This is a genomic window from Streptomyces ruber, from assembly GCF_014648075.1.
In the GTDB taxonomy this organism is placed as follows: domain Bacteria; phylum Actinomycetota; class Actinomycetes; order Streptomycetales; family Streptomycetaceae; genus Streptomyces; species Streptomyces ruber.
Window position 1 is genome coordinate 136,781 of sequence record NZ_BMQK01000002.1, and the last position, 17,985, is coordinate 154,765.

The 17,985-nt window shown below is 69.3% G+C and carries 14 protein-coding genes and 2 pseudogenes; 10 read left to right on the forward strand and 6 right to left on the reverse strand.

Going from position 1 to position 17,985, the window contains the following annotated elements; genetic code table 11:
- Positions 1 to 120: 120 nt before the first annotated feature.
- Positions 121 to 1,020 carry an MBL fold metallo-hydrolase gene (locus tag IEZ04_RS05440; RefSeq protein WP_189215524.1) on the reverse strand — a complete coding sequence of 300 codons (900 nt, stop codon included), beginning with the start codon at positions 1,018 to 1,020 and terminating at the stop codon, positions 121 to 123.
- 38 nt (positions 1,021 to 1,058) lie between these two features.
- The gene (locus IEZ04_RS05445; protein ID WP_189215525.1) at positions 1,059 to 2,330 is read right to left on the reverse strand and encodes an MFS transporter; all 1,272 of its coding nucleotides are present in this window, start codon (positions 2,328 to 2,330) and stop codon (positions 1,059 to 1,061) included.
- A 125-nt stretch (positions 2,331 to 2,455) separates the two neighbouring features.
- Between IEZ04_RS05445 and IEZ04_RS05450 the strand changes: the two genes are divergently transcribed.
- Both IEZ04_RS05450 and IEZ04_RS05455 read left to right on the forward strand, forming a co-directional pair.
- Positions 2,456 to 2,665: a hypothetical protein gene (locus IEZ04_RS05450; protein ID WP_189215526.1), complete on the forward strand. Its 210-nt coding sequence runs from the start codon at positions 2,456 to 2,458 to the stop codon at positions 2,663 to 2,665.
- The gene (locus IEZ04_RS05455) at positions 2,652 to 4,043 is read left to right on the forward strand and encodes an amidase (protein WP_189215527.1); all 1,392 of its coding nucleotides are present in this window, start codon (positions 2,652 to 2,654) and stop codon (positions 4,041 to 4,043) included. The genes IEZ04_RS05450 and IEZ04_RS05455 overlap by 14 nt, the downstream gene beginning before the upstream one ends.
- A gap of 65 nt (positions 4,044 to 4,108) precedes the next feature.
- Here the strand turns inward: IEZ04_RS05455 and IEZ04_RS34600 are convergent, their stop codons facing one another.
- Positions 4,109 to 4,903, reverse strand: coding sequence for a creatininase family protein (locus IEZ04_RS34600; RefSeq protein WP_229820854.1), 795 nt, complete (start codon positions 4,901 to 4,903; stop codon positions 4,109 to 4,111).
- Positions 4,904 to 5,195: 292 nt separating this feature from the next.
- On the opposite strand from IEZ04_RS34600, the gene IEZ04_RS05470 reads away from it, so the two are divergent.
- On the forward strand, positions 5,196 to 5,771 hold the full coding sequence (locus tag IEZ04_RS05470) for a TetR/AcrR family transcriptional regulator (RefSeq protein ID WP_189215529.1): 576 nt from the start codon (positions 5,196 to 5,198) through the stop codon (positions 5,769 to 5,771).
- Positions 5,772 to 5,965: 194 nt separating this feature from the next.
- On the opposite strand, the gene IEZ04_RS05475 is transcribed toward IEZ04_RS05470, so the two are convergent.
- The gene (locus IEZ04_RS05475; protein ID WP_229820855.1) at positions 5,966 to 6,421 is read right to left on the reverse strand and encodes an alpha/beta hydrolase; all 456 of its coding nucleotides are present in this window, start codon (positions 6,419 to 6,421) and stop codon (positions 5,966 to 5,968) included.
- A 636-nt stretch (positions 6,422 to 7,057) separates the two neighbouring features.
- Between IEZ04_RS05475 and IEZ04_RS05480 the strand changes: the two genes are divergently transcribed.
- The 4 genes from IEZ04_RS05480 to IEZ04_RS05495 all read left to right on the forward strand — a co-directional run bounded on the left by IEZ04_RS05480 (position 7,058) and on the right by IEZ04_RS05495 (position 9,937).
- Positions 7,058 to 7,261: a cold-shock protein gene (locus tag IEZ04_RS05480; RefSeq protein WP_014145516.1), complete on the forward strand. Its 204-nt coding sequence runs from the start codon at positions 7,058 to 7,060 to the stop codon at positions 7,259 to 7,261.
- Between the two features lie 343 nt (positions 7,262 to 7,604).
- On the forward strand, positions 7,605 to 9,101 hold the full coding sequence (locus IEZ04_RS05485) for a DEAD/DEAH box helicase (RefSeq protein WP_189215530.1): 1,497 nt from the start codon (positions 7,605 to 7,607) through the stop codon (positions 9,099 to 9,101).
- Positions 9,102 to 9,147: 46 nt separating this feature from the next.
- Positions 9,148 to 9,552, forward strand: a complete 405-nt coding sequence (locus tag IEZ04_RS05490; protein ID WP_189215531.1) for a CBS domain-containing protein — start codon at positions 9,148 to 9,150, stop codon at positions 9,550 to 9,552.
- A gap of 49 nt (positions 9,553 to 9,601) precedes the next feature.
- Positions 9,602 to 9,937 (forward strand): SCO5918 family protein, encoded by a 336-nt coding sequence (locus tag IEZ04_RS05495; protein ID WP_189215532.1) that lies wholly within the window; start codon positions 9,602 to 9,604, stop codon positions 9,935 to 9,937.
- Positions 9,938 to 10,071: 134 nt separating this feature from the next.
- On the opposite strand, the pseudogene IEZ04_RS05500 reads toward IEZ04_RS05495, so the two are convergent.
- A pseudogene (locus IEZ04_RS05500) lies at positions 10,072 to 10,508 on the reverse strand (DDE-type integrase/transposase/recombinase); the annotation flags it as partial.
- A gap of 66 nt (positions 10,509 to 10,574) precedes the next feature.
- Positions 10,575 to 11,117: pseudogene (locus tag IEZ04_RS05505) on the reverse strand (hemolysin III family protein); the annotation flags it as partial.
- 550 nt (positions 11,118 to 11,667) lie between these two features.
- On the opposite strand from IEZ04_RS05505, the gene IEZ04_RS05510 reads away from it, so the two are divergent.
- The 3 genes from IEZ04_RS05510 (at position 11,668) to IEZ04_RS05520 (ending at position 17,527) form a co-directional block, all read left to right on the forward strand.
- Entirely contained in the window at positions 11,668 to 13,353 is a 1,686-nt protein-coding gene (locus IEZ04_RS05510) for a ribonuclease J (RefSeq protein WP_189215533.1), read from the forward strand.
- Between the two features lie 744 nt (positions 13,354 to 14,097).
- Positions 14,098 to 15,747 (forward strand): glycoside hydrolase family 43 protein, encoded by a 1,650-nt coding sequence (locus tag IEZ04_RS05515; RefSeq protein WP_373296256.1) that lies wholly within the window; start codon positions 14,098 to 14,100, stop codon positions 15,745 to 15,747.
- Positions 15,748 to 16,099: 352 nt separating this feature from the next.
- On the forward strand, positions 16,100 to 17,527 hold the full coding sequence (locus tag IEZ04_RS05520; RefSeq protein ID WP_189215534.1) for a non-reducing end alpha-L-arabinofuranosidase family hydrolase: 1,428 nt from the start codon (positions 16,100 to 16,102) through the stop codon (positions 17,525 to 17,527).
- Positions 17,528 to 17,985 lie beyond the last annotated feature (458 nt).

Below are 17,985 nucleotides of genomic sequence, written 5' to 3' on the forward strand. Positions count from 1 at the left end.
CGGACGAGCCGGATGAGCCGGACGAGCCGTGGGGGTCCGCGGGGCAGATGCACGGTCGAGGGTGTCGGCCTGCGGCGCCGCCGCGCCTGTCGGGCCCCGGCGGCCCGGTCGGCTCGCAGGTCAGGTCGCCGGGACGGGCCGCAGCCGGTAGGCGTCCCCGTGCGCGACGACACGGCCGGCTGTGGGCGGGGCGAAGTGGGTGCCGAGGAGGAGGGTGTCCGTGCCGGCGATGGAAGCGAGCAATTCACCGCGGGTGGTCTCGGACCGCTGTGGGTCGATGTCCACGCAGGCGCCGATGGCGGGGTGGGCGAGTTGGACCGGGTGGTGAATGCAGTCACCGGTGATCAGCGCCGTTTCACCCTGACTGCTCAGTTCGACCGCGACATGGCCGGGGGTGTGGCCGGGGGTGGGGACCAGGCGCAGGCTCGGGGTGATCTGCGCGCCCTCGGCCGGGACGTCGACCAGGTCGAGCAGACCGGCCTGCTCGACCGGGATCACCGAGTCGCGGAACATCTGGCGGCGCGCCTCCTCCATGTCGTACGCGGCCCAGAACTCCCTTTCGGCGCGTGCGGTGAGGTAGCGCGCCTCGGGGAACGTGGGGACCCACTCGCCGTCCGCCTTCCGGGTGTTCCAGCCGACGTGGTCGGCGTGCAGGTGGGTGAGGACCACCAGGTCCACGGAGTCGGGCGGGAAGCCGGCGGCGGTCAGGCGCTCGGGGAAGTCGGTGCGCAGGTTGTGCCAGGCCGGGTTGGCCCGTTCCTTGCCGTTGCCGATGCCGGTGTCGATGAGTACGCGTAGCCCGTCCACGGCGAACGCGAAACTGTGGCTGTCGATGTGGAGGATGCCGTCCTCGCTGGCGAAGTGGGGGCGTAGCCAGTCCTGGCCGGCTACTACCCGAGGAGTGGCGTCGGGCAGCAGCCAGCGTCCGGTCGTGGGCGGCAGCAGTATTTCGTCGATGCGGTGGACGGTGATGTCGCCCACGGCCCAGGAGGGGACGGGGGTGTCCGAAGGAGCCTGCATGATCTGTCGTTTCCTTTGCTCTTCAGCTCTTCAGCTCTTCAGCGGAGCGGTCGGTTGCGCGGCCTGCTGTAGGGCCTTGTTCGGGTTCGTGACACGGCGAGCGCTGTGAGGGCCGCTGCTGCGAGTAGTGCGGCGATGATGGCGTAGGCGTGCGAGGTGGTCCTGAGCCCGTAGTACTGGGTGGCGACCCCCGCGGCGATGGTGGGCAGGCTCATGGAGAGGTAGCTCAGAACGTAGTAGGCGGCCAGCGTCGCGGCGCGGTACTGCTCGTCGAGCGAGACGAGGAGCATGCGAAGTACCCCTTGGGAGACGGCGCCGAAGGCTACGCCGGCCAGGGCCGCGCCGCCGTAGACGGCCGGCAGTCCGATGCCGTGCAGACCGCTCAGGGCCAGGACCGCGGCGGGCAGGACGGAGAGGCATCCGCCGATCGCGGTGGTGAGGGGATCGGTGCGCCGCAGAACCCACATGGTGAGTGCGGCTGCGGCGCTGAGGGTGAAGAAGACCATGCCGAGGGCCGCCTGCGGGGCGTTGGGTGCCACCAGGCGCACGAGGGCCGGCCCGAGGGAGGAGTAGAAGCCGCCCAGTGCCCAGGTCGCGACGATTGCGGTGCCGGTGGTCAGCAGGGTGCAGAGCACCGCGGGCGGTACACCGAGCTTCGGGCGCAGCGATCGGAGTGCGCCTGCCCGGCGGTCGACTGTCTCCATGGTGAAGGTGACGGCGATCGCCTGGGCGGCGAACAGCGCTGCCATCAGCGCGTGGACGGTGACCGTGGGGGCCGGGGCGAAGCGGACGAGGAGGGTGGAGACGAGAACGCCCGCGGCCATGCCGGCGACCGGGGCGATGGTGTTGGTCAGGGCGGACCGACCGGGATGCCGCGGGTTTTCCAGGTCGAGGAGAGCCGCGCCTGCGGTGCTGGTGGCCACGCCGGTGGCCACTCCTTGCAGGAGGCGGGCCGCTGTCAGAGAGCCTGCGCCGTCCGCTGAGGCGAGGAGAACCATGGCGACGGTCTGCGCGCCCAGGGCGCCTGCCAGGACGGGACGCCGTCCGAGGCGGTCGGAGAGCGCTCCGGTGGTGAGAAGGGCCGACAGCAGCGCCAGGGAGTATGCGCTGAAGACCACCGTGACGGCGAGCGCTGAAAGGCCCCACTGGTCCTGATAGAGGGGGTACAGCGGTGTCGGGGCACTGGATGCCGCCAGGAGGGCCACGAGTACGGACGCGTCCAGCGCGAAAGTGGCGGCACGGGTTTTCCCGTGGGCGCGACCGCCCCCGACAGGGCAGTGCGCGAGTGAGCCGGGCATGACGTCGGACATGGAACTCCTCCCTAAAAGCAACGCGTTTGCCTTAAGGCACGATAGGGCTTACGGTCAAGCTAAAGCAAATCATTAGCTTTTGGCGTGGGGTGCCTCGTCGCTCCAAGCCCGACCAGGGAGAATCCATGTCCTCCGCCGAACTCACACCGCCCGAGGCCGCCCGCTGGGCCGCCCGTGCCGGGCTTTCGCTGCCCGATGACCGCCACTCCGTGGTCGCGGCCACCGCCAGCCACATCCACTCCGTCGTCGCGGTCCTGCGTGAGCTGGACTTCGGTGACACCCCGCCCGCCGGTGCCTTCCGTGCGGAACAGGAGAAGCGCGATGCAGCCGTATGAGTTGTCCCTCGCCGCCGCCGCACAGGAGATCCGGGAGCGACGGCTGTCCCCCGTCGAGCTGGTCGACTCGGTCCTCAACCGCATCGAGCAGGTGGAGCCGCACGTTGCGGCCTACGTCGCGGTTTCCGCTGATCAGGCCCGCCGGACCGCCCGTGAGGCCGAGCGCGAAGCCGCACAGGGCTCCTACCGAGGCCCTCTGCACGGGATCCCGGTAGGACTCAAGGACGTGATCGATGTCGGCGGCGTGTCCACCACGGCAAGCTCCAGGACCCGGGCCGGTCACCGCGCAGCCTCCGACAGCGCGGTCGCCGCGAATCTGCGGGCGGCCGGCGCGATTCTGATCGGCAAGACGCACACCCACGAGTTCGCCTACGGGCTGACCACCCCGCAGACCAACAACGCCTGGAATCGCGGCAGGGTCGCCGGTGGCTCCAGCGGCGGTTCCGCCGTCGCCGTGGCCTCCGGTGCGGCGACGTTCGCCCTCGGCACCGACACCGGCGGATCAATCCGGGTGCCCGCCACCCTGAACGGGGTGGTCGGACTCAAGCCGACGTATGGACTCGTACCCCGCCACGGCGTGACGTCGCTGTCCTGGTCGCTCGACCACGTCGGCCCGATCACCCGCACCGTCGACGACACGGCCCTGGTCCTGGCCGCCATCGCCGGGCACGACCCCCGCGACCCCGCCTCGGTGGCCGTCCCCGGCGTCGACTACCGGCCGCGCCCCGACCCGGACCTGACGGGAGTGCGTGTCGGCGTGCCTCGCAACTACTACTTCGAACACGTCGACGCCGAAGTCGCGGCCGCCGTCCGCCGTGCCATCGCGCAGCTGGAGGCGCTCGGTGCCCGGCTCATCGAGATCGACATACCGATGACCCGCTACATCCAGGCCACCCAATGGGGCCTGATGGTGCCGGAAGCCACCGCATACCATGAAAGAACCCTGCGTACCGTCCCCGAGTTGTACCAAGCGGATGTCCGGATCCTCCTGGAGGCCGGCGAGCTGATGGGCGCGGGCGACTACCTGCGGGCGCAGCGCGCCCGGACGCTGATGCGCGACGAATGGGCCCGCCTCCTGGCGGAAGTCGACGTGATCGCCGCCCCTGCGGTCCCGATGGCCGCGGTCCCGTCGGGCCAGGAGACCGTCACCTGGCCCGACGGCACGGTCGAGAGCGTCTCCGACGCCTACGTGCGCCTCTCCTCCCCGGCCAACATCACAGGAGTGCCCGCACTCTCCGTCCCGGTCGGCCAGGACGCGGCAGGCATGCCCATCGGCATGCAGTTGCTCGGACGGCCCTTCGCCGAGCGGACGCTGCTGCTGGTGGGCCACGCATACGAGCGGACGCAGTCCGCCCGATCGCTCGCACCCCTCACCTGAGAGCGGTGTGTGGGCCGGGCAGGAAAGTTCCGGCCCGGCCCGCACACCGCTCGGCTCCGTCGGGATCAGGACCAGATGCCCGCGACGGTGAAATCGGCGAGGACTCCGGCACAGCCGTCGAGCAGGCGCTCGCCCTTCGCCGCGGAGGCGGTGCGGGCGTCACCCGCGGTGCCGGAGCGCGTGATGATGTCGAAAGTGAGGAACGACGGACGACCGAGGGATCCTCGCGGAGGGCAGGAAGACGTCCGGGCCCACCGCCTGGGCGACACACTCGACAGAGACACGGTGCCACCGAAGGGCATGCGGTGCTCGGCCAGGCCGCACCACACCGACGGGGCGACGACCATGGGAACATCGGCGGCATCAGCGGCCTTGCGGCATGCCTCCACGGCGAGGAAGTCGTCGACACCGGTCGGCGGGTGTTCACCGTGTTGCTCGGACGAGCCCACCGGCAGCAGCACGACGGCTTCACGCTGCGCCAGTTCGTGCAGCTCTGAAGCGGTCAGACGGTTCCAGCGAATCTGGGGCATGGCCGTAAGCCATGGTCTTGCCGGCGTTCTGCTTGCTCTTGCCGGAGACGAACGTGTCCCGGTCCTTGCGTCCGGCGGCCGGACCCGTATCTCGGTGCCGTCGACGATACCGGTCCTCCCATTGCTGCCGAGGTGGTCGACGACCTCGGCCGGAGACCGCAGCCGCACACCGGAACTGACGGTGCAGCCGCGCTCGGCGAGCAGGGGCCGCACCTCGCCGACGGCGTGGGTGATGGTGGAGCGGTCCACACCGAACCAGCAGGCCAGCACGTCGTGAGTGACCCCGTGGCGGAGATGGCCGAGCGTCGCCAGGAGCCGGTCGATGAACACGAGCCGGTGCTTCGCACCGACGCCTACAGCCCGCTTCCGCGGCCGGCAGACGAACCTGGCCCGGTGCCGCTCGTGCCATAAGGGACCTACCTCGGCAACGAGTTGCGCGATCACCTCGGTCGACAGGCCCGTGATCCTCCGGTCACTGACGATCGCGAGTCGCGTTCCCCACCACATATCCATGATCGGTGACCGCGGGCTCGGCCTCTCACCGCTTACCGTGCACGAGCTCGTTAGTGAGCCCGGGTATCGGGGTCCGCTAAACGCAAGGACTGTGCTTTAAGCTGGTGTGATGAGCAGCAAGCAAAGGGTCCGCCCCGGCGGGCGCAGCGCACGCGTCCAGGCGTCAGTGCACACCGCTGTACGGGAACTCCTGGAGGAAAGGGGCCGCGAGGCACTGACCGTCCCACTGGTCGCCCAGCGCGCCGGAGTCACCCCGTCGACCGTCTACCGGCGCTGGGGCAACCTGCAGGAACTGCTGTCGGACGTCGCGGTGGAGCGGCTGCGACCCGACACCGAGCCGGAGGACCACGGCGACCTGCGGTCCGACCTCACGGCATGGGCCGAACAGTTCCTCGACGAAATGACATCCGTCTCGGGCCGCGCCTATATCCGCGACGCCCTGCTCGGTGACCCGGACGGCAGCAACGCCGGCCAGTGCTCAGCCTATGCGGCCGAACAGATCAACGTCATTCTCGCTCGAGCCGCCGACCGCGAGGAGAACACTCCCGACGTCGAGACGGCCATGGACCGCATCGTCGCCCCCATGATGTATCGCATCCTCTTCCGTCCGGCCGGGCTCGACGCCGCGTACGCCCGCCAGCTTGTGACTGAGCTCTTCGGCATACGCGGGAAGGGCGACCAGTGACCGGGCGAAGGAGGCTGTAGACGTGTCGCCCGAAGACCGCCTCGGCCACCACGGTCAGTCCGAGAAGCTTCCCGGATCCGTCGGGCGAGGCCGGCAACAGCGGTTGCGCCACGCCGTCTTCTCGATGCCGTCGCCGTCCTCCTCCTGGCGCTGGAAGAACCGGGCGTACTTGTCGAACCCCTGAGGACTGTGACTCAACGCTTCGCGAAGACAAGGGGGCGGGTGGTGGCGAGCGTGTCCGTCTTGCACACCGTGCCGTCGGCGGGGTGGGTGCCGTGGAGGAGGGCGGCGTCAACTGCCTGGTTGACACACGAGTTGATGCCGTAGGAGCCGTGTCCGACTCCTTCACGCGTGAGCAGGACCGCGGAGTCCAGGGTCCGGGTCATGTTCTCGGCCCAGTGGTGGGGGGTGACGGGGTCCAGTCGGCCTGCGACCACCAGTGCCGGGGGCGCACCGGCGCCTGTGAGCGGCTCGGTGACGCGGTCCTTGTTCGGCGCGGGCCACCGAGCGCAGTTCAGGGCGGAGTAGGCGGCCCGGGTCCCGATCCGCCTGGCCTCGGCAACGGCCTTGGCGGCTGCGGTCTTGTGCGCGGCGATGCCGGCCGGGGTCTGCCAGTCGGCGCAGCGTACCGCGGTGTGGACTTCGAACATCGCTGCGGTGCCGGTCGGCGGCGTCCAGTGGGGCACAACACCGGCAGGCCCCGCACCCTCGGCGAGGAACGTCACGAGATGACGTTCGCCACCGGCAGCACCGTCGTCACCGGCCTGCTGGTCGGCGCGGATGGCGCCCGGTCGCGGAACGCCGATCGTCGCGAGCAGCCGAGGGAAGGGTGCAGCGGTGATGTGTCACCTCGTCCAGCCCGCCGGCGACCTCGGTAGCCGTCGTGAGGCTCGTTCGACCGCTCCGGCCGGTCCGGAGGGCGGTGCGCAGGTTCGAGAACGTGATCCAACCTGTCGTTTGGCGCGCCCCATGCTTCCCGGAACGCTGCGCTCCGGCTGGATCAATATCTGTGCCCGCGGGCTGAGATTTTAACGGAACATGCAGACAGATTTTCTGCCGTGATATGTGAACTCCGATTCTTCCCTGCACACAGGTCGCTGCGGCGTGCTACTGTCGATCCCAGTTGCGTTTGTGGTTCCCGAAGACTTCAAGTGCCTCCGGCTCGGCCTCTGTGCCACTGGTAGCGCTTTTGTATATCCGGTCTTTTTCCGGGCGGGGTGATCATCGCGGCGACGCGGTGTCCGCACAGTGCGGACACTGAGGCACTGCCCCAAAGGAGAAATGACATGGCTGCTGGTACTGTGAAGTGGTTCAACGCGGAAAAGGGTTTCGGCTTCATCGAGCAGGACGGTGGCGGCGCTGACGTGTTCGCCCACTACTCGAACATCGCCGCCCAGGGATTCCGCGAGCTGCTCGAGGGGCAGAAGGTGACCTTCGACATCGCGCAGGGCCAGAAGGGCCCGACGGCTGAGAATATCGTTCTCGCCTGACGGTGACGCGTATTTCGTAGCTGGGACCCGCATCCTTTGGGGTGCGGGTCCCAGATGCTTGCGTTTCCTGCAGTAGTTTTTCCTGTGGACGACAACCGGGAAACCCGTATGCTCACCGCATGCGAAGCACCCTCCAGGGGTGCGCGCAACCCGTCATGGCTTCATCGCGATGGACGCCCGAACATTTCGTCCGCTTTGCGTCACTCAATTCAACGCCAGTGCGCGTACGGATATCCTTCGGTCAGATGCGCTGTCGCGTTCCACCGGCCCGTTCTTGCGATTCTCCGTGTTGCTCATCGCTGCGGGAATTCCTTGATATGTGCCACATCGAGGAAGGTCCCGCATGAAGCGCACACGTTCGAACGACCGTTTCACCCGTACCCGTAAGGGCAGTGCCGACTCCGGCAGGGGCGGCAGCCGTTCCGGTCCGTCGGGCCCGAACCGGTCGGGCAGTTCGCGCCGTTCCGGCGGTTACGGCCGCCGACCCGCCGCGGTCCAGGGGGAATTCGCGCTGCCCGAGACGGTCACTCCCGCACTTCCCGCCGTGGAGGTCTTCGCCGATCTCGACATGCCCAAGGCACTGCTGGCCGCGCTGGGTTCGCAAGGCGTGACCGTGCCGTTCCCGATCCAGGCCGCGACCCTGCCGAACTCCCTCGCCGGGCGGGATGTCCTCGGCCGTGGCCGCACCGGCTCCGGCAAGACCCTCGCTTTCGGTCTGGCACTGCTGGCCCGTACGGCCGGGCAGCGCGCCGAGGCCCGGCAGCCGCTGGGACTGGTCCTCGTACCGACGCGTGAGCTGGCGCAACAGGTCACCGACGCGCTCACCCCGTACGCCCGCTCCGTGAAGCTGCGGCTGGCCACCGTGGTGGGCGGGGTGCCGATCGGCAGGCAGGCGAGCGCGCTGCGCGGTGGCGCCGAGATCGTCGTCGCCACACCGGGACGCCTCAAAGACCTCATCGAGCGCGGCGACTGCCGGCTGGACCGGGTGTGCGTCACCGTCCTCGACGAGGCCGACCAGATGGCCGACATGGGCTTCATGCCGCAGGTCACCGCCCTTCTCGACCAGGTCTGTCCCGAGGGCCAGCGCATGCTGTTCTCCGCCACCCTCGACCGCAACGTCGACCTGCTCGTGCGCCGCTACCTCAGCGACCCCGTCGTGCACTCCGTCGATCCCTCAGCCGGCGCGGTCACGACGATGGAGCACCACGTGCTGCACGTCCACGGTGCCGACAAGCAGACGGCCACCACCGAGATCGCCGCGCGCGACGGCCGCGTGATCATGTTCCTCGACACCAAGCACGCCGTCGACCGCCTCACCGAGCACCTCCTGAACAGCGGGGTAAGGGCCGCCGCCCTGCACGGCGGGAAGTCGCAGCCGCAGCGCACCCGCACGCTGACGCAGTTCAAGACCGGGCACGTCAACGTGCTGGTGGCGACCAACGTCGCGGCGCGCGGCATCCACGTCGACAGCCTCGACCTCGTCGTCAACGTCGATCCGCCCACCGATCACAAGGACTACCTCCACCGCGGCGGCCGCACAGCCCGCGCCGGCGAGTCCGGCAGCGTCGTCACCCTCGTCACCCCGAGCCAGCGCCGTGCCATGACCCGCCTCATGGCAGCGGCCGGCATCGTCCCGCAGACCACCCAGGTCCGCGTCGGCGGGGAAGCCCTGCACCGCATTACCGGCGCCCAGGTACCCTCTGGCGTCCCGGTCGTCATCACCGCACCGGTAGCCGAACGCCCCAAGAAGCGCGGCGCGACCTCACGCGGCCGACGCCGCCCCGCTTCGGCGGCCCGCCGCGCGTCCGTACGGCAGTCGACCGTCGGTACGGCGGCATAGAACCTTCGTGATCAGAAAGCCGGCCCATCCCCGCAGGAGGCACCCTTTGATGCTGGTCCAGACGCAGTTCCGCCCGGAGAGTGCCCACCGCGTGCACGGCACGGTGGCCGACACCATGGAAGCGGCCGGACCGCAGGTCTGGGGGGACATGACCGTGGAGGTGGCACTGTCCGTGATGGCCGCCGCCCGTACGGGTCATCTGGTCGTCTGCGACGATGACGGTCTGTGTACCGGTCTGGTCACCCGGGCCCGGCTCACGGCCGTTCGTGACGGCTCCGGGTACACGGACCGGATCCGTCTGCGTGACATCGCCGACGTCACCGCTCCCTTTGCCTCGCCGCTGACCACGAGGGCCGAAGCCGAGCGTGCGATGCGGCACCGTCGGCTCGGGGCCCTGCCCGTGGTCGACGAACGGGGCAACGCTCTGGGTGTCCTCGCCCTCTCCCGCTGAACCGCTTCACGGCGGTCGGTCCCGTTTCCCCTTCTCCCCGTGAGGCATCATGCGCTGTGTCATCGCCCGCTTCCCGTTCGACCTGACCAAGAGCGGCGTACTGGAATCGATGAAGGGCATCAAGCCCGAACCGGTCACCGGCGAGTCCGTGATCATCGGACGACGCCACTACCCCGCCAAGCAGGTCGGCGAGGTCGTCACCCGCCAGGACCGCCGCGATTTCAGCACCGGCGAGGTCCTGCGGGCCATGTCCCGGCTCGGCTTCACCTGTCGCTCCGCCCTTCCCGAGGCCGCACCTGCGCGCGTGGACAGCCCGTTACCTGCGCGTGTGGACAGCCCGTTGCAGCGGGCTTCCGCGATGCTCGGCACCCCCCTGTCCGGCTGACCGACGGGACACGCGGGAGTCGAACACAGAACTGAGGGCTCTACCGGCATGCCGGTAGAGCCCTCACTGCGTGCCACGCCGCTCCCGGCGGTCATGTCCCGCTGCGGACACCGTTGGCATTCAGCGGGCCAGTTGTATCGCCCTGTGAGGTTGGGGACGCGGCTGGCGGGTGGTTCGCCTGCGCGCGCGGTGTGTCCGCGGTGGTGATTGCAGGTGTGCAGCCACTGGGGAACGCTTCGCGGCGCTCGGCTTCTGACCGGTAGGGGCGGGCGTGAGCCCACTCGTCGAGCAGGGTGCGGTTGAAGCGCTCGACCCCGCCGTTGGTCTGCGGCCGGTAGGGCCGGGTGCGCTTGTGGGTGATCCCGGCCGTCGCGAGAGCGTCGCGCCAGTCGCGTGAGCGGTAGCAGGATCCGTTGTCGGTCAGTACGCGCTCGACGGTGACCCCGGCCCGGGCGAAGAAGAGCTGGGCGCGGGGCCAGAAGCCGGTGGCGGTCTCCTTCTTCTCGTCGGCGAGGATCTCGCTGTAGGCGAGGCGGGAGTGGTCGTCGACAACGGTGTGCAGGTAGCTGTAGGCGGCGTTCGTGGTAGCGCCGGTGTGGAAAAAGTCGGGCAGGTAGCGCACCGGTGCCCACCCCAGGGCCAGACAGCAGGGGGTGTGGGGCCAGCGGGGAGCGTTGACCCACAGGACACGGAAGGCCATGCCGGTCAGCGCGTCCGTCCGTACGGTCCACAGCAACGGGTTTCGCTGGTCAGGAGGGAGGAGAAGGACGGCCAGAGGGGTGCAGGTGCCGGCGATGATCAGGAAGATGTTGGCATGGTCGAGGCGACGCAGGACGGCCTCGCCCAGCGGACCCCAGGTGCCCAGGTGGTGGACGGCGCTCGTCCCGGACAGCAGCCAAGCGGTGACGGAGTACACGGTGCAGGCCAGGGCCGTCTGCTGGGTCCGGGGCAGGCAGACAAGGACGATGCCGGCGGACAACGAGGCGGGAACCATCGCGGCATGGAGTCGGCCACGCAGCTTCGGCTTGACCGGCTTGACCAGGTCGGCCGCCCGCTCGACCAGGTCGGTCACCGGGTGAGACTTGCCTCCGGCATTCTCATGACGGGATACGCCGGTGAGCCCGGTCAGGGCGGCTCTCGGACGCACCTTCCCGTCCTGTCTCGATCTTCCGGGCATCATCGGCAACCGTCCGATCCTGGTAAGAGCCTCCCCGTAACAGCGTCTTCGGAGGCCGGGTCGTAACGTCGAGCCGGGAATTCACCCCACGGGACCTGCCCGGCCATCAGGCGAGTGCAGAGGCCGGCGACCCGCCACCAATCGGGCCCGCGGCAGCCGTGTAAGTCGACCGACCGTGGGTAAGGCCAAGGTTCCCGAGCGCGCATCTCCGTCCGTCTACGCCCACGGACCGCCGATGCCCCCGAGTTCCGCGCATGTCCTGAACAACGCCGACGGCACCCGGGTCGCCGGTACACCGAGTGGACCAGCGCCGAGGCGCACAAGGAGGCCGCGGATGCCGGCCACCACAACGAGGGGCACGAAAGCATCGTCGGCACCACCGGGCCCACGGCTCACCCACCGAAGGCAGTACAGCCTGTCGCCCCTCCCCGTTCCGGCCGCCGGCGCCATCCATCATCCTGGTGCAGCAGGTGCGGGTGCCCCGGACCGCCGGGAAAAAGAGACCACACAGGCGGTGGATCATGCCGTCCCACTCTCCGGGTACCGTGAAAACATGAGTCATCCACACCCCGAGCTGAAAGCCGCCCCGTCTCTTCCCGAGGAAGGGCTGCGGGTCATCGCCCTGGGCGGCTTGGGCGAGATCGGCCGTAACATGACCGTCTTCGAGCACGCCGGAAAGCTGCTCGTCGTCGACTGCGGCGTGCTGTTCCCCGAGGAGACCCAGCCCGGAGTGGATGTGATCCTGCCGGACTTCACCTCGATCCGGGACCGGCTGGACGATGTCGTGGCCGTGGTACTCACCCACGGCCACGAGGACCACATCGGCGGCGTGCCGTACCTGTTGCGTGAGCGGTCCGACATTCCCCTCATCGGCTCCAAGCTGACGCTGGCGTTCCTGGAAGCCAAGCTCAAGGAGCACGGCATCCGGCCGCGCACGGTCCGAGTGCGGGAGGGAGACCGGCGCGGTTTCGGGCCGTTCGACTGCGAGTTCGTGGCGGTCAACCACTCCATCCCCGACAGCCTCGCGGTCGCGATCCGCACCCGGGCCGGGATGGTGCTGCACACCGGCGACTTCAAGATGGACCAGTTCCCCCTCGACGGCCGCATCACCGACCTGCGCGCCTTCGCCCGCCTCGGCGAGGAGGGCGTGGACCTGTTCCTCACCGACTCCACCAACGCCGAAGTGCCCGGCTTCACGACTTCCGAGCGTGAGCTGAACCTGGCGATCGAGCAGGTGATGCGCACCGCGCCGCGCCGGGTCATCGTCTCCAGCTTCGCCAGCCATGTGCACCGTATCCAGCAGGTCCTGGACGCCGCCCACCAGAACGGCCGCAAGGTCGCCTTCGTCGGCCGGTCGATGGTCCGCAACATGGGCATCGCCCGTGATCTGGGTTATCTGAAGGTCCCCTCCGGCCTGGTCGTGAGCACGAAGGAGCTGGAGAAGCTCCCGGACCACAAGGTCACTCTGGTGTGCACCGGCTCTCAGGGCGAACCGATGGCCGCGCTGTCGCGGATGGCCAACCGCGATCACCAGATCCGCATCGGCGAGGGCGACACCGTCCTGCTCGCCAGCTCCCTCATTCCAGGCAACGAGAACGCCATCTACCGGGTGATCAACGGGCTCACCCGGTGGGGCGCCCACGTGGTCCACAAGGGCAACGCCAAGGTGCATGTCTCCGGGCACGCCAGCGCCGGCGAACTCGTCTACTGCTACAACATCGTCAAACCGCGCAACGTCATGCCGGTGCACGGCGAATGGCGCCACCTGCGGGCCAACGGCGACCTCGCCATCCGTACCGGTGTCGACCCCGACCGGGTCGTCATCGCCGAGGACGGCGTCGTCGTCGACCTGGTCGACGGGCGCGCGTCCATCACCGGCAAGGTCCCCGCCGGCAACGTCTACGTGGACGGCATGGAAGTCGGCGGCGCCACCGAGGCGTCCCTCAAGGACCGCCTCACCCTCGCTGCCGAAGGCGTGGTCACGGTGGTGGCAATCGTCGACGCGGACACCGGCGCCCTCGCCGAAGCCCCCGACTTCCTGGCCCGGGGCTTCGTCCACGACGACGCCACCTTCGAGCCGGTCATCCCCGTCATCGAAAAGACCCTGGCCACCGCGGCCGAGGAAGGCGTGGGGGACGCGCGCCAACTCGAACAGCTCCTCGCCCGCGCTGTGGCGAACTGGGCGTTCCGCACCCACCGTCGCAAGCCCCTCATCATCCCCGTCATCATCGACGCCTGAGCCACACCCGGGCAGGCGTCCGGGGCCGGACGCCGATGTGCACGAGGTGAAACTCGGCGACGAGTCGGTCCTGATGTCCAGCCTCATCACCGGCCCACCGGGTCGGCCCGTACGAATCGCGCCCGGGTTTCGTCCGGACGCGTCCGGGGCGGCCCGGTGGCGAGCGCTGCGCCGGGCATCCCGCAGCTGGCCTGCCGCCCGAGCAGCAACATGACGGCCACGGGGATTCAGTGGCGCGGACAGCCCGGTGTACCGGCCCAAGGAGGAGAGAAAGTCCGGCTAGACATGACGCTCATTTGACGCTCCGGCCGCCTCACAGCCCGTGCCCAAGGCAGGAAAGCCCCATGTGACCTGCAGGTTCCCCCGTCCGCACACCTTGTGACGTGTTTCCTATGACGCATCACGTGGAGTGCGTGGCGATCCTGGAGCCGGCCGCCAAAACGCTCTGACCTGCCGGTCGGATGCGGTGGAACCGGCTTGCCTCCGGGGCTGCTCCCGCGCTGCTCCGGTTGTTCCCTTCGGCGGTGTGTAGTGCGTTGTTCCACGCATGGGTCCGCGAAACGTTTCGGCTCCGATAGCGACACATGCGAGAGGTATTGACGTCGTTCATCGGCTCCCTATCATTCAGGATGCTCGACACTTCGACCTTTGTTCGTAATCTCGAACGTGTCGCAGTCGCTCCATCGCACAGCAGGGCACCTCAGGGTCACGCCCCCGAACGCCGAGCCGCAAGGAGCCTGCCGTATGGGCATGTTGTCATGGCCTCATCAACCTTTCCCCCGTCGTCGCGCGCTGGCGACCGCCGCCGGCCTCGCCGCCGGCGCGGTCCTTCCGCTGACGGGAGCCGCCCGCGCCGCAGCCGCTCCCGCCCAGGGGCCGGCCCGCGTCACCGCCGGGGAGTACGCGAACCCGGTGATCTGGCAGGACTTCGCGGACATCGACGTCATCCGCGTCGGAGACACCTACTACGCCTCGGCCTCGACCATGCACTACTCGCCGGGCGCGCCCGTCCTGCGCTCGTACGACCTGGTGAACTGGGAGATCGCCGGCCACTCGGTGCCGGTCCTGGACTTCGGCGCCAAGTACGACCTGAACGGGGCCCGCGGCTACGTCAGAGGGATCTGGGCGTCGTCGCTGGCCTACCGTCCGAGCAACAGGACGTTCTACTGGCTGGGCCAGATCGACTTCGCCCGGACGTACGTCTACACCGCGACGGCCGTCGAGGGGCCGTGGAACCGGCTGACGACGATCGGCACGCCCTACTACGACGCGGGGCTGCTGGTCGACAGCGACGACACCCTGTACGTGGCGTACGGCAACACCACGATCAGCGTGGCCCAGCTCTCCCCGGACGGTCGTACCCAGGTGCGCACGCAGCAGGTGTTCACGACCCCGTCGAGCGTCGGCACCCTCGAGGGCGCCCGCTTCTACAGGATCAACGGGCAGTACTACATCTTCCTGACCCGCCCCGCGAACGGCCAGTACATCCTGAAGTCGTCCGGCGGCCCCTTCGGTCCGTACACGATGCGCCAGGTCCTCCTCGACCTGCGCGGGCCGATCCCCGGCGGTGGCGTCCCGCACCAGGGCGGTCTGGTCCAGACGCAGAACGGCGCCTGGTACTACCTGGCATTCGTCGACGCCTACCCCGGCGGCCGGGTGCCCGCGCTGGCCCCGGTCACCTGGACCGGGGACGGGTGGCCCGTCGTCCAACTGGTGAACGGCGCATGGGGCGCCTCCTACCCCAGCCCGGCCGTACCCGCTCCGCCCCGCCAGGTCACGCCGATGACCGGCGTCGACACCTTCGACGGCACGACCCTCAAACCGAGATGGGAATGGAACCACAACCCGGACAACTCCAAGTGGTCGGCCGGCAACGGTCTGACCCTGCGCACCGCGACGGTCACCAACGACCTGTACTGGGCCCGTAACACCCTCACGCACCGCATCCAGGGCCCCACCTCCACCGCCACCGTCCAGCTCGACCACTCCGCGATGCGGGACGGCGACCGGGCCGGACTCGCGCTGCTGCGTGACTCCTCCGCGTGGATCGGTGTCAAGCGCGAGGGCGGCGCCACACGGGTGGTGATGGTCGGCGGGCTGACCATGGACAGCAACTGGAACACCACCGGCACCGGCTACGAGCTCGCGAGCGCGACTGTCCCGGGCAGCCGCATCTGGCTGCGCGCGACCGCGGACATCCGCCCCGGCGCGGCGCGTCCGGGGACCTTCTCCTACAGCACCGACGGCATCGCGTTCACCCGGCTCGGACCGGACTTCTCGATGGGCAACGACTGGCGGTTCTTCATGGGATACCGGTTCGCCCTCTTCAACCATGCCACCCGGGCGCTCGGCGGCTCGGTCCGCGTCACGCGCTTCGAGCTGTCCACGCCCTGAAGGCGGGCCGATGAAGACCGACCGCCCACCGCACCCGGCCGTGCAAGGAGAAGGCCGTGCAAGGAGAAGCATGAACCCGCTCCCGCTCCTCGGACGCCGCCGAGCCCCAGTCCTGGGCCTGCCGGCCGTGACCGTCCTCATGACGTCCGGGACCGGGACCGGGACCGCGGCGGGCGCACCCGGCGCCCTCCGAGCCTCCGCCCCGGGCACTCATGCGGCCCGAGGGTGCCGGGCGCCACCGGTCTTCCGAAGGGCGCGAAGGACCGGGATCTCACGAGCGGTCCGCCGTGATGCCCACAGACCGCCGCTGCACACCACCCCCCAAGCTTGGAGAAGTCCCATGCACAGCCTCATGCACAGAGCAAGTCTCAGCCGCAGGCATCCGTCCGTGGTGCTCGCCGCCGTGGTCGTGGCCCTGGTCGCGTTGGTGGCGACGCTCCTCGCCCCACCGGCTCGGGCGGCCGCCAGTGGCGCCTTGCGCGGTGTCGGTTCGAACCGGTGTCTCGATGTGGTGGGCGCCGGCCAGACCGACGGCACACAGCTGCAGATCCACGACTGCTGGAGCGGCGGGACCAACCAGCAGTGGACGTTCACGGACGCCGGCCAGCTGACCGTGTACGGCAACAAGTGCCTGGATGTTCCGGGCAACGCCACCGCGGCCGGTACCCGGGTGCAGATCTGGACCTGCACCGGCGGTGCGAACCAGCGCTGGCGGGCGAACTCCGACGGCACGGTCGTCGGCGTGCAGTCCGGGCTGTGCCTGGAGGTCACGGGCGCCGGTACGGCCAACGGCACCGCGGTGCAGCTCTGGACGTGCAACGGCGGCAGCAACCAGAAGTGGACCGGTCTCACCGGGACGCCGCCCACGGACGGCGCGTGTTCTCTTCCGTCGACGTACCGGTGGTCCTCGACGGGTGTGCTGGCGCAGCCGGCGAACGGGTGGGCCGCGGTGAAGGACTTCACCACCGTGACGCACAACGGCAAGCACCTGGTCTACGCGTCGAACTTCTCGGGATCGTCGTACGGCTCGATGATGTTCAGTCCCTTCACCAACTGGTCGGACATGGCGTCGGCCCGCCAGACCGGGATGAACCAGGCCGCGGTGGCGCCCACGCTGTTCTACTTCGCGCCCAAGAACGTCTGGGTGCTGGCGTACCAGTGGGGTGCGTGGCCCTTCATCTACCGCACGTCGAGCGACCCCACCAACCCCAACGGCTGGTCGGCTCCGCAGCCGCTGTTCACCGGGAGCATCTCCGGCTCCGACACCGGCCCGATCGACCAGACCCTGATCGCCGACGGCCAGAACATGTACCTGTTCTTCGCCGGTGACAACGGCAAGATCTACCGGGCGAGCATGCCGATCGGTAACTTCCCGGGCAACTTCGGCTCGTCGTACACGACGATCATGAGCGACACGAAGGCCAACCTCTTCGAGGGCGTACAGGTCTACAAGGTGCAGGGCCAGAACCAGTACCTCATGATCGTCGAGGCGATGGGCGCGAACGGACGCTACTTCCGCTCCTTCACGGCCTCCAGCCTGAACGGCTCGTGGACCCCGCAGGCCGCCAGCGAGAGCAACCCCTTCGCGGGCAAGGCCAACAGCGGTGCCACCTGGACCAATGACATCAGCCACGGCGACCTGGTCCGCAACAACCCCGACCAGACCATGACCATCGACCCCTGCAACCTGCAGTTCCTCTACCAGGGCAAGTCCCCCGCGGCGGGCGGCGAGTACAACCGACTGCCGTGGCGGCCGGGTGTGCTCACCCTGCAGCGCTGACCCCCGATCGGACGGTGACCGTGATGTGGTGCGGTCCGCGGGCGTGTGAGCGAGCGGTTCACGGCGTGGGCGACTCCACCCGCTGACCGGCACTCACCGCCTCCGCCCGAGGAACCCCCGGCCGTGCGGCGGCCGGGGGTTCCTCCCGCTTCCGGTGCCGTCGTCGCCGCGGCTCAGCCCCTGGGACGTGCGGCCCGGCACCGACCGTTCCGCTCTCTGCCAGATCCACCTCGCCGGTCCCGGCACCGACGCCGCCGAGGCCCTCGGTGCTGAGGGGCGACGAGAGCCGGCCAGGCGACCCTCGGCGGCTCGGGCATCAACATCCGGGACCGGTCATCGAGATCCAGGGCCGGTCATCGAGATCCAGGGCCGGTCGTCGAGGCTGACCCTCAGCTACCGCACGACGCGCGGGATACCGGAGTCGGCGATCCGGCTGTTGGACGGTACGCATCATGACG

Excerpts from the sequence above, each read along its gene's own strand:
- IEZ04_RS05440 (WP_189215524.1), bottom strand. The coding sequence starts at position 1,020 with ATGCAGGCTCCTTCGGACACCCCCGTCCCCTCCTGGGCCGTGGGCGAC.
- IEZ04_RS05445 (WP_189215525.1), bottom strand. The coding sequence starts at position 2,330 with ATGTCCGACGTCATGCCCGGCTCACTCGCGCACTGCCCTGTCGGGGGC.
- IEZ04_RS05450 (WP_189215526.1), top strand. The coding sequence starts at position 2,456 with ATGTCCTCCGCCGAACTCACACCGCCCGAGGCCGCCCGCTGGGCCGCC.
- IEZ04_RS05455 (WP_189215527.1), top strand. The coding sequence starts at position 2,652 with ATGCAGCCGTATGAGTTGTCCCTCGCCGCCGCCGCACAGGAGATCCGG.
- IEZ04_RS05470 (WP_189215529.1), top strand. The coding sequence starts at position 5,196 with ATGAGCAGCAAGCAAAGGGTCCGCCCCGGCGGGCGCAGCGCACGCGTC.
- IEZ04_RS05475 (WP_229820855.1), bottom strand. The coding sequence starts at position 6,421 with ATGTTCGAAGTCCACACCGCGGTACGCTGCGCCGACTGGCAGACCCCG.
- IEZ04_RS05480 (WP_014145516.1), top strand. The coding sequence starts at position 7,058 with ATGGCTGCTGGTACTGTGAAGTGGTTCAACGCGGAAAAGGGTTTCGGC.
- IEZ04_RS05485 (WP_189215530.1), top strand. The coding sequence starts at position 7,605 with ATGAAGCGCACACGTTCGAACGACCGTTTCACCCGTACCCGTAAGGGC.
- IEZ04_RS05495 (WP_189215532.1), top strand. The coding sequence starts at position 9,602 with ATGCGCTGTGTCATCGCCCGCTTCCCGTTCGACCTGACCAAGAGCGGC.
- IEZ04_RS05510 (WP_189215533.1), top strand. The coding sequence starts at position 11,668 with ATGAGTCATCCACACCCCGAGCTGAAAGCCGCCCCGTCTCTTCCCGAG.
- IEZ04_RS05515 (WP_373296256.1), top strand. The coding sequence starts at position 14,098 with ATGGGCATGTTGTCATGGCCTCATCAACCTTTCCCCCGTCGTCGCGCG.
- IEZ04_RS05520 (WP_189215534.1), top strand. The coding sequence starts at position 16,100 with ATGCACAGAGCAAGTCTCAGCCGCAGGCATCCGTCCGTGGTGCTCGCC.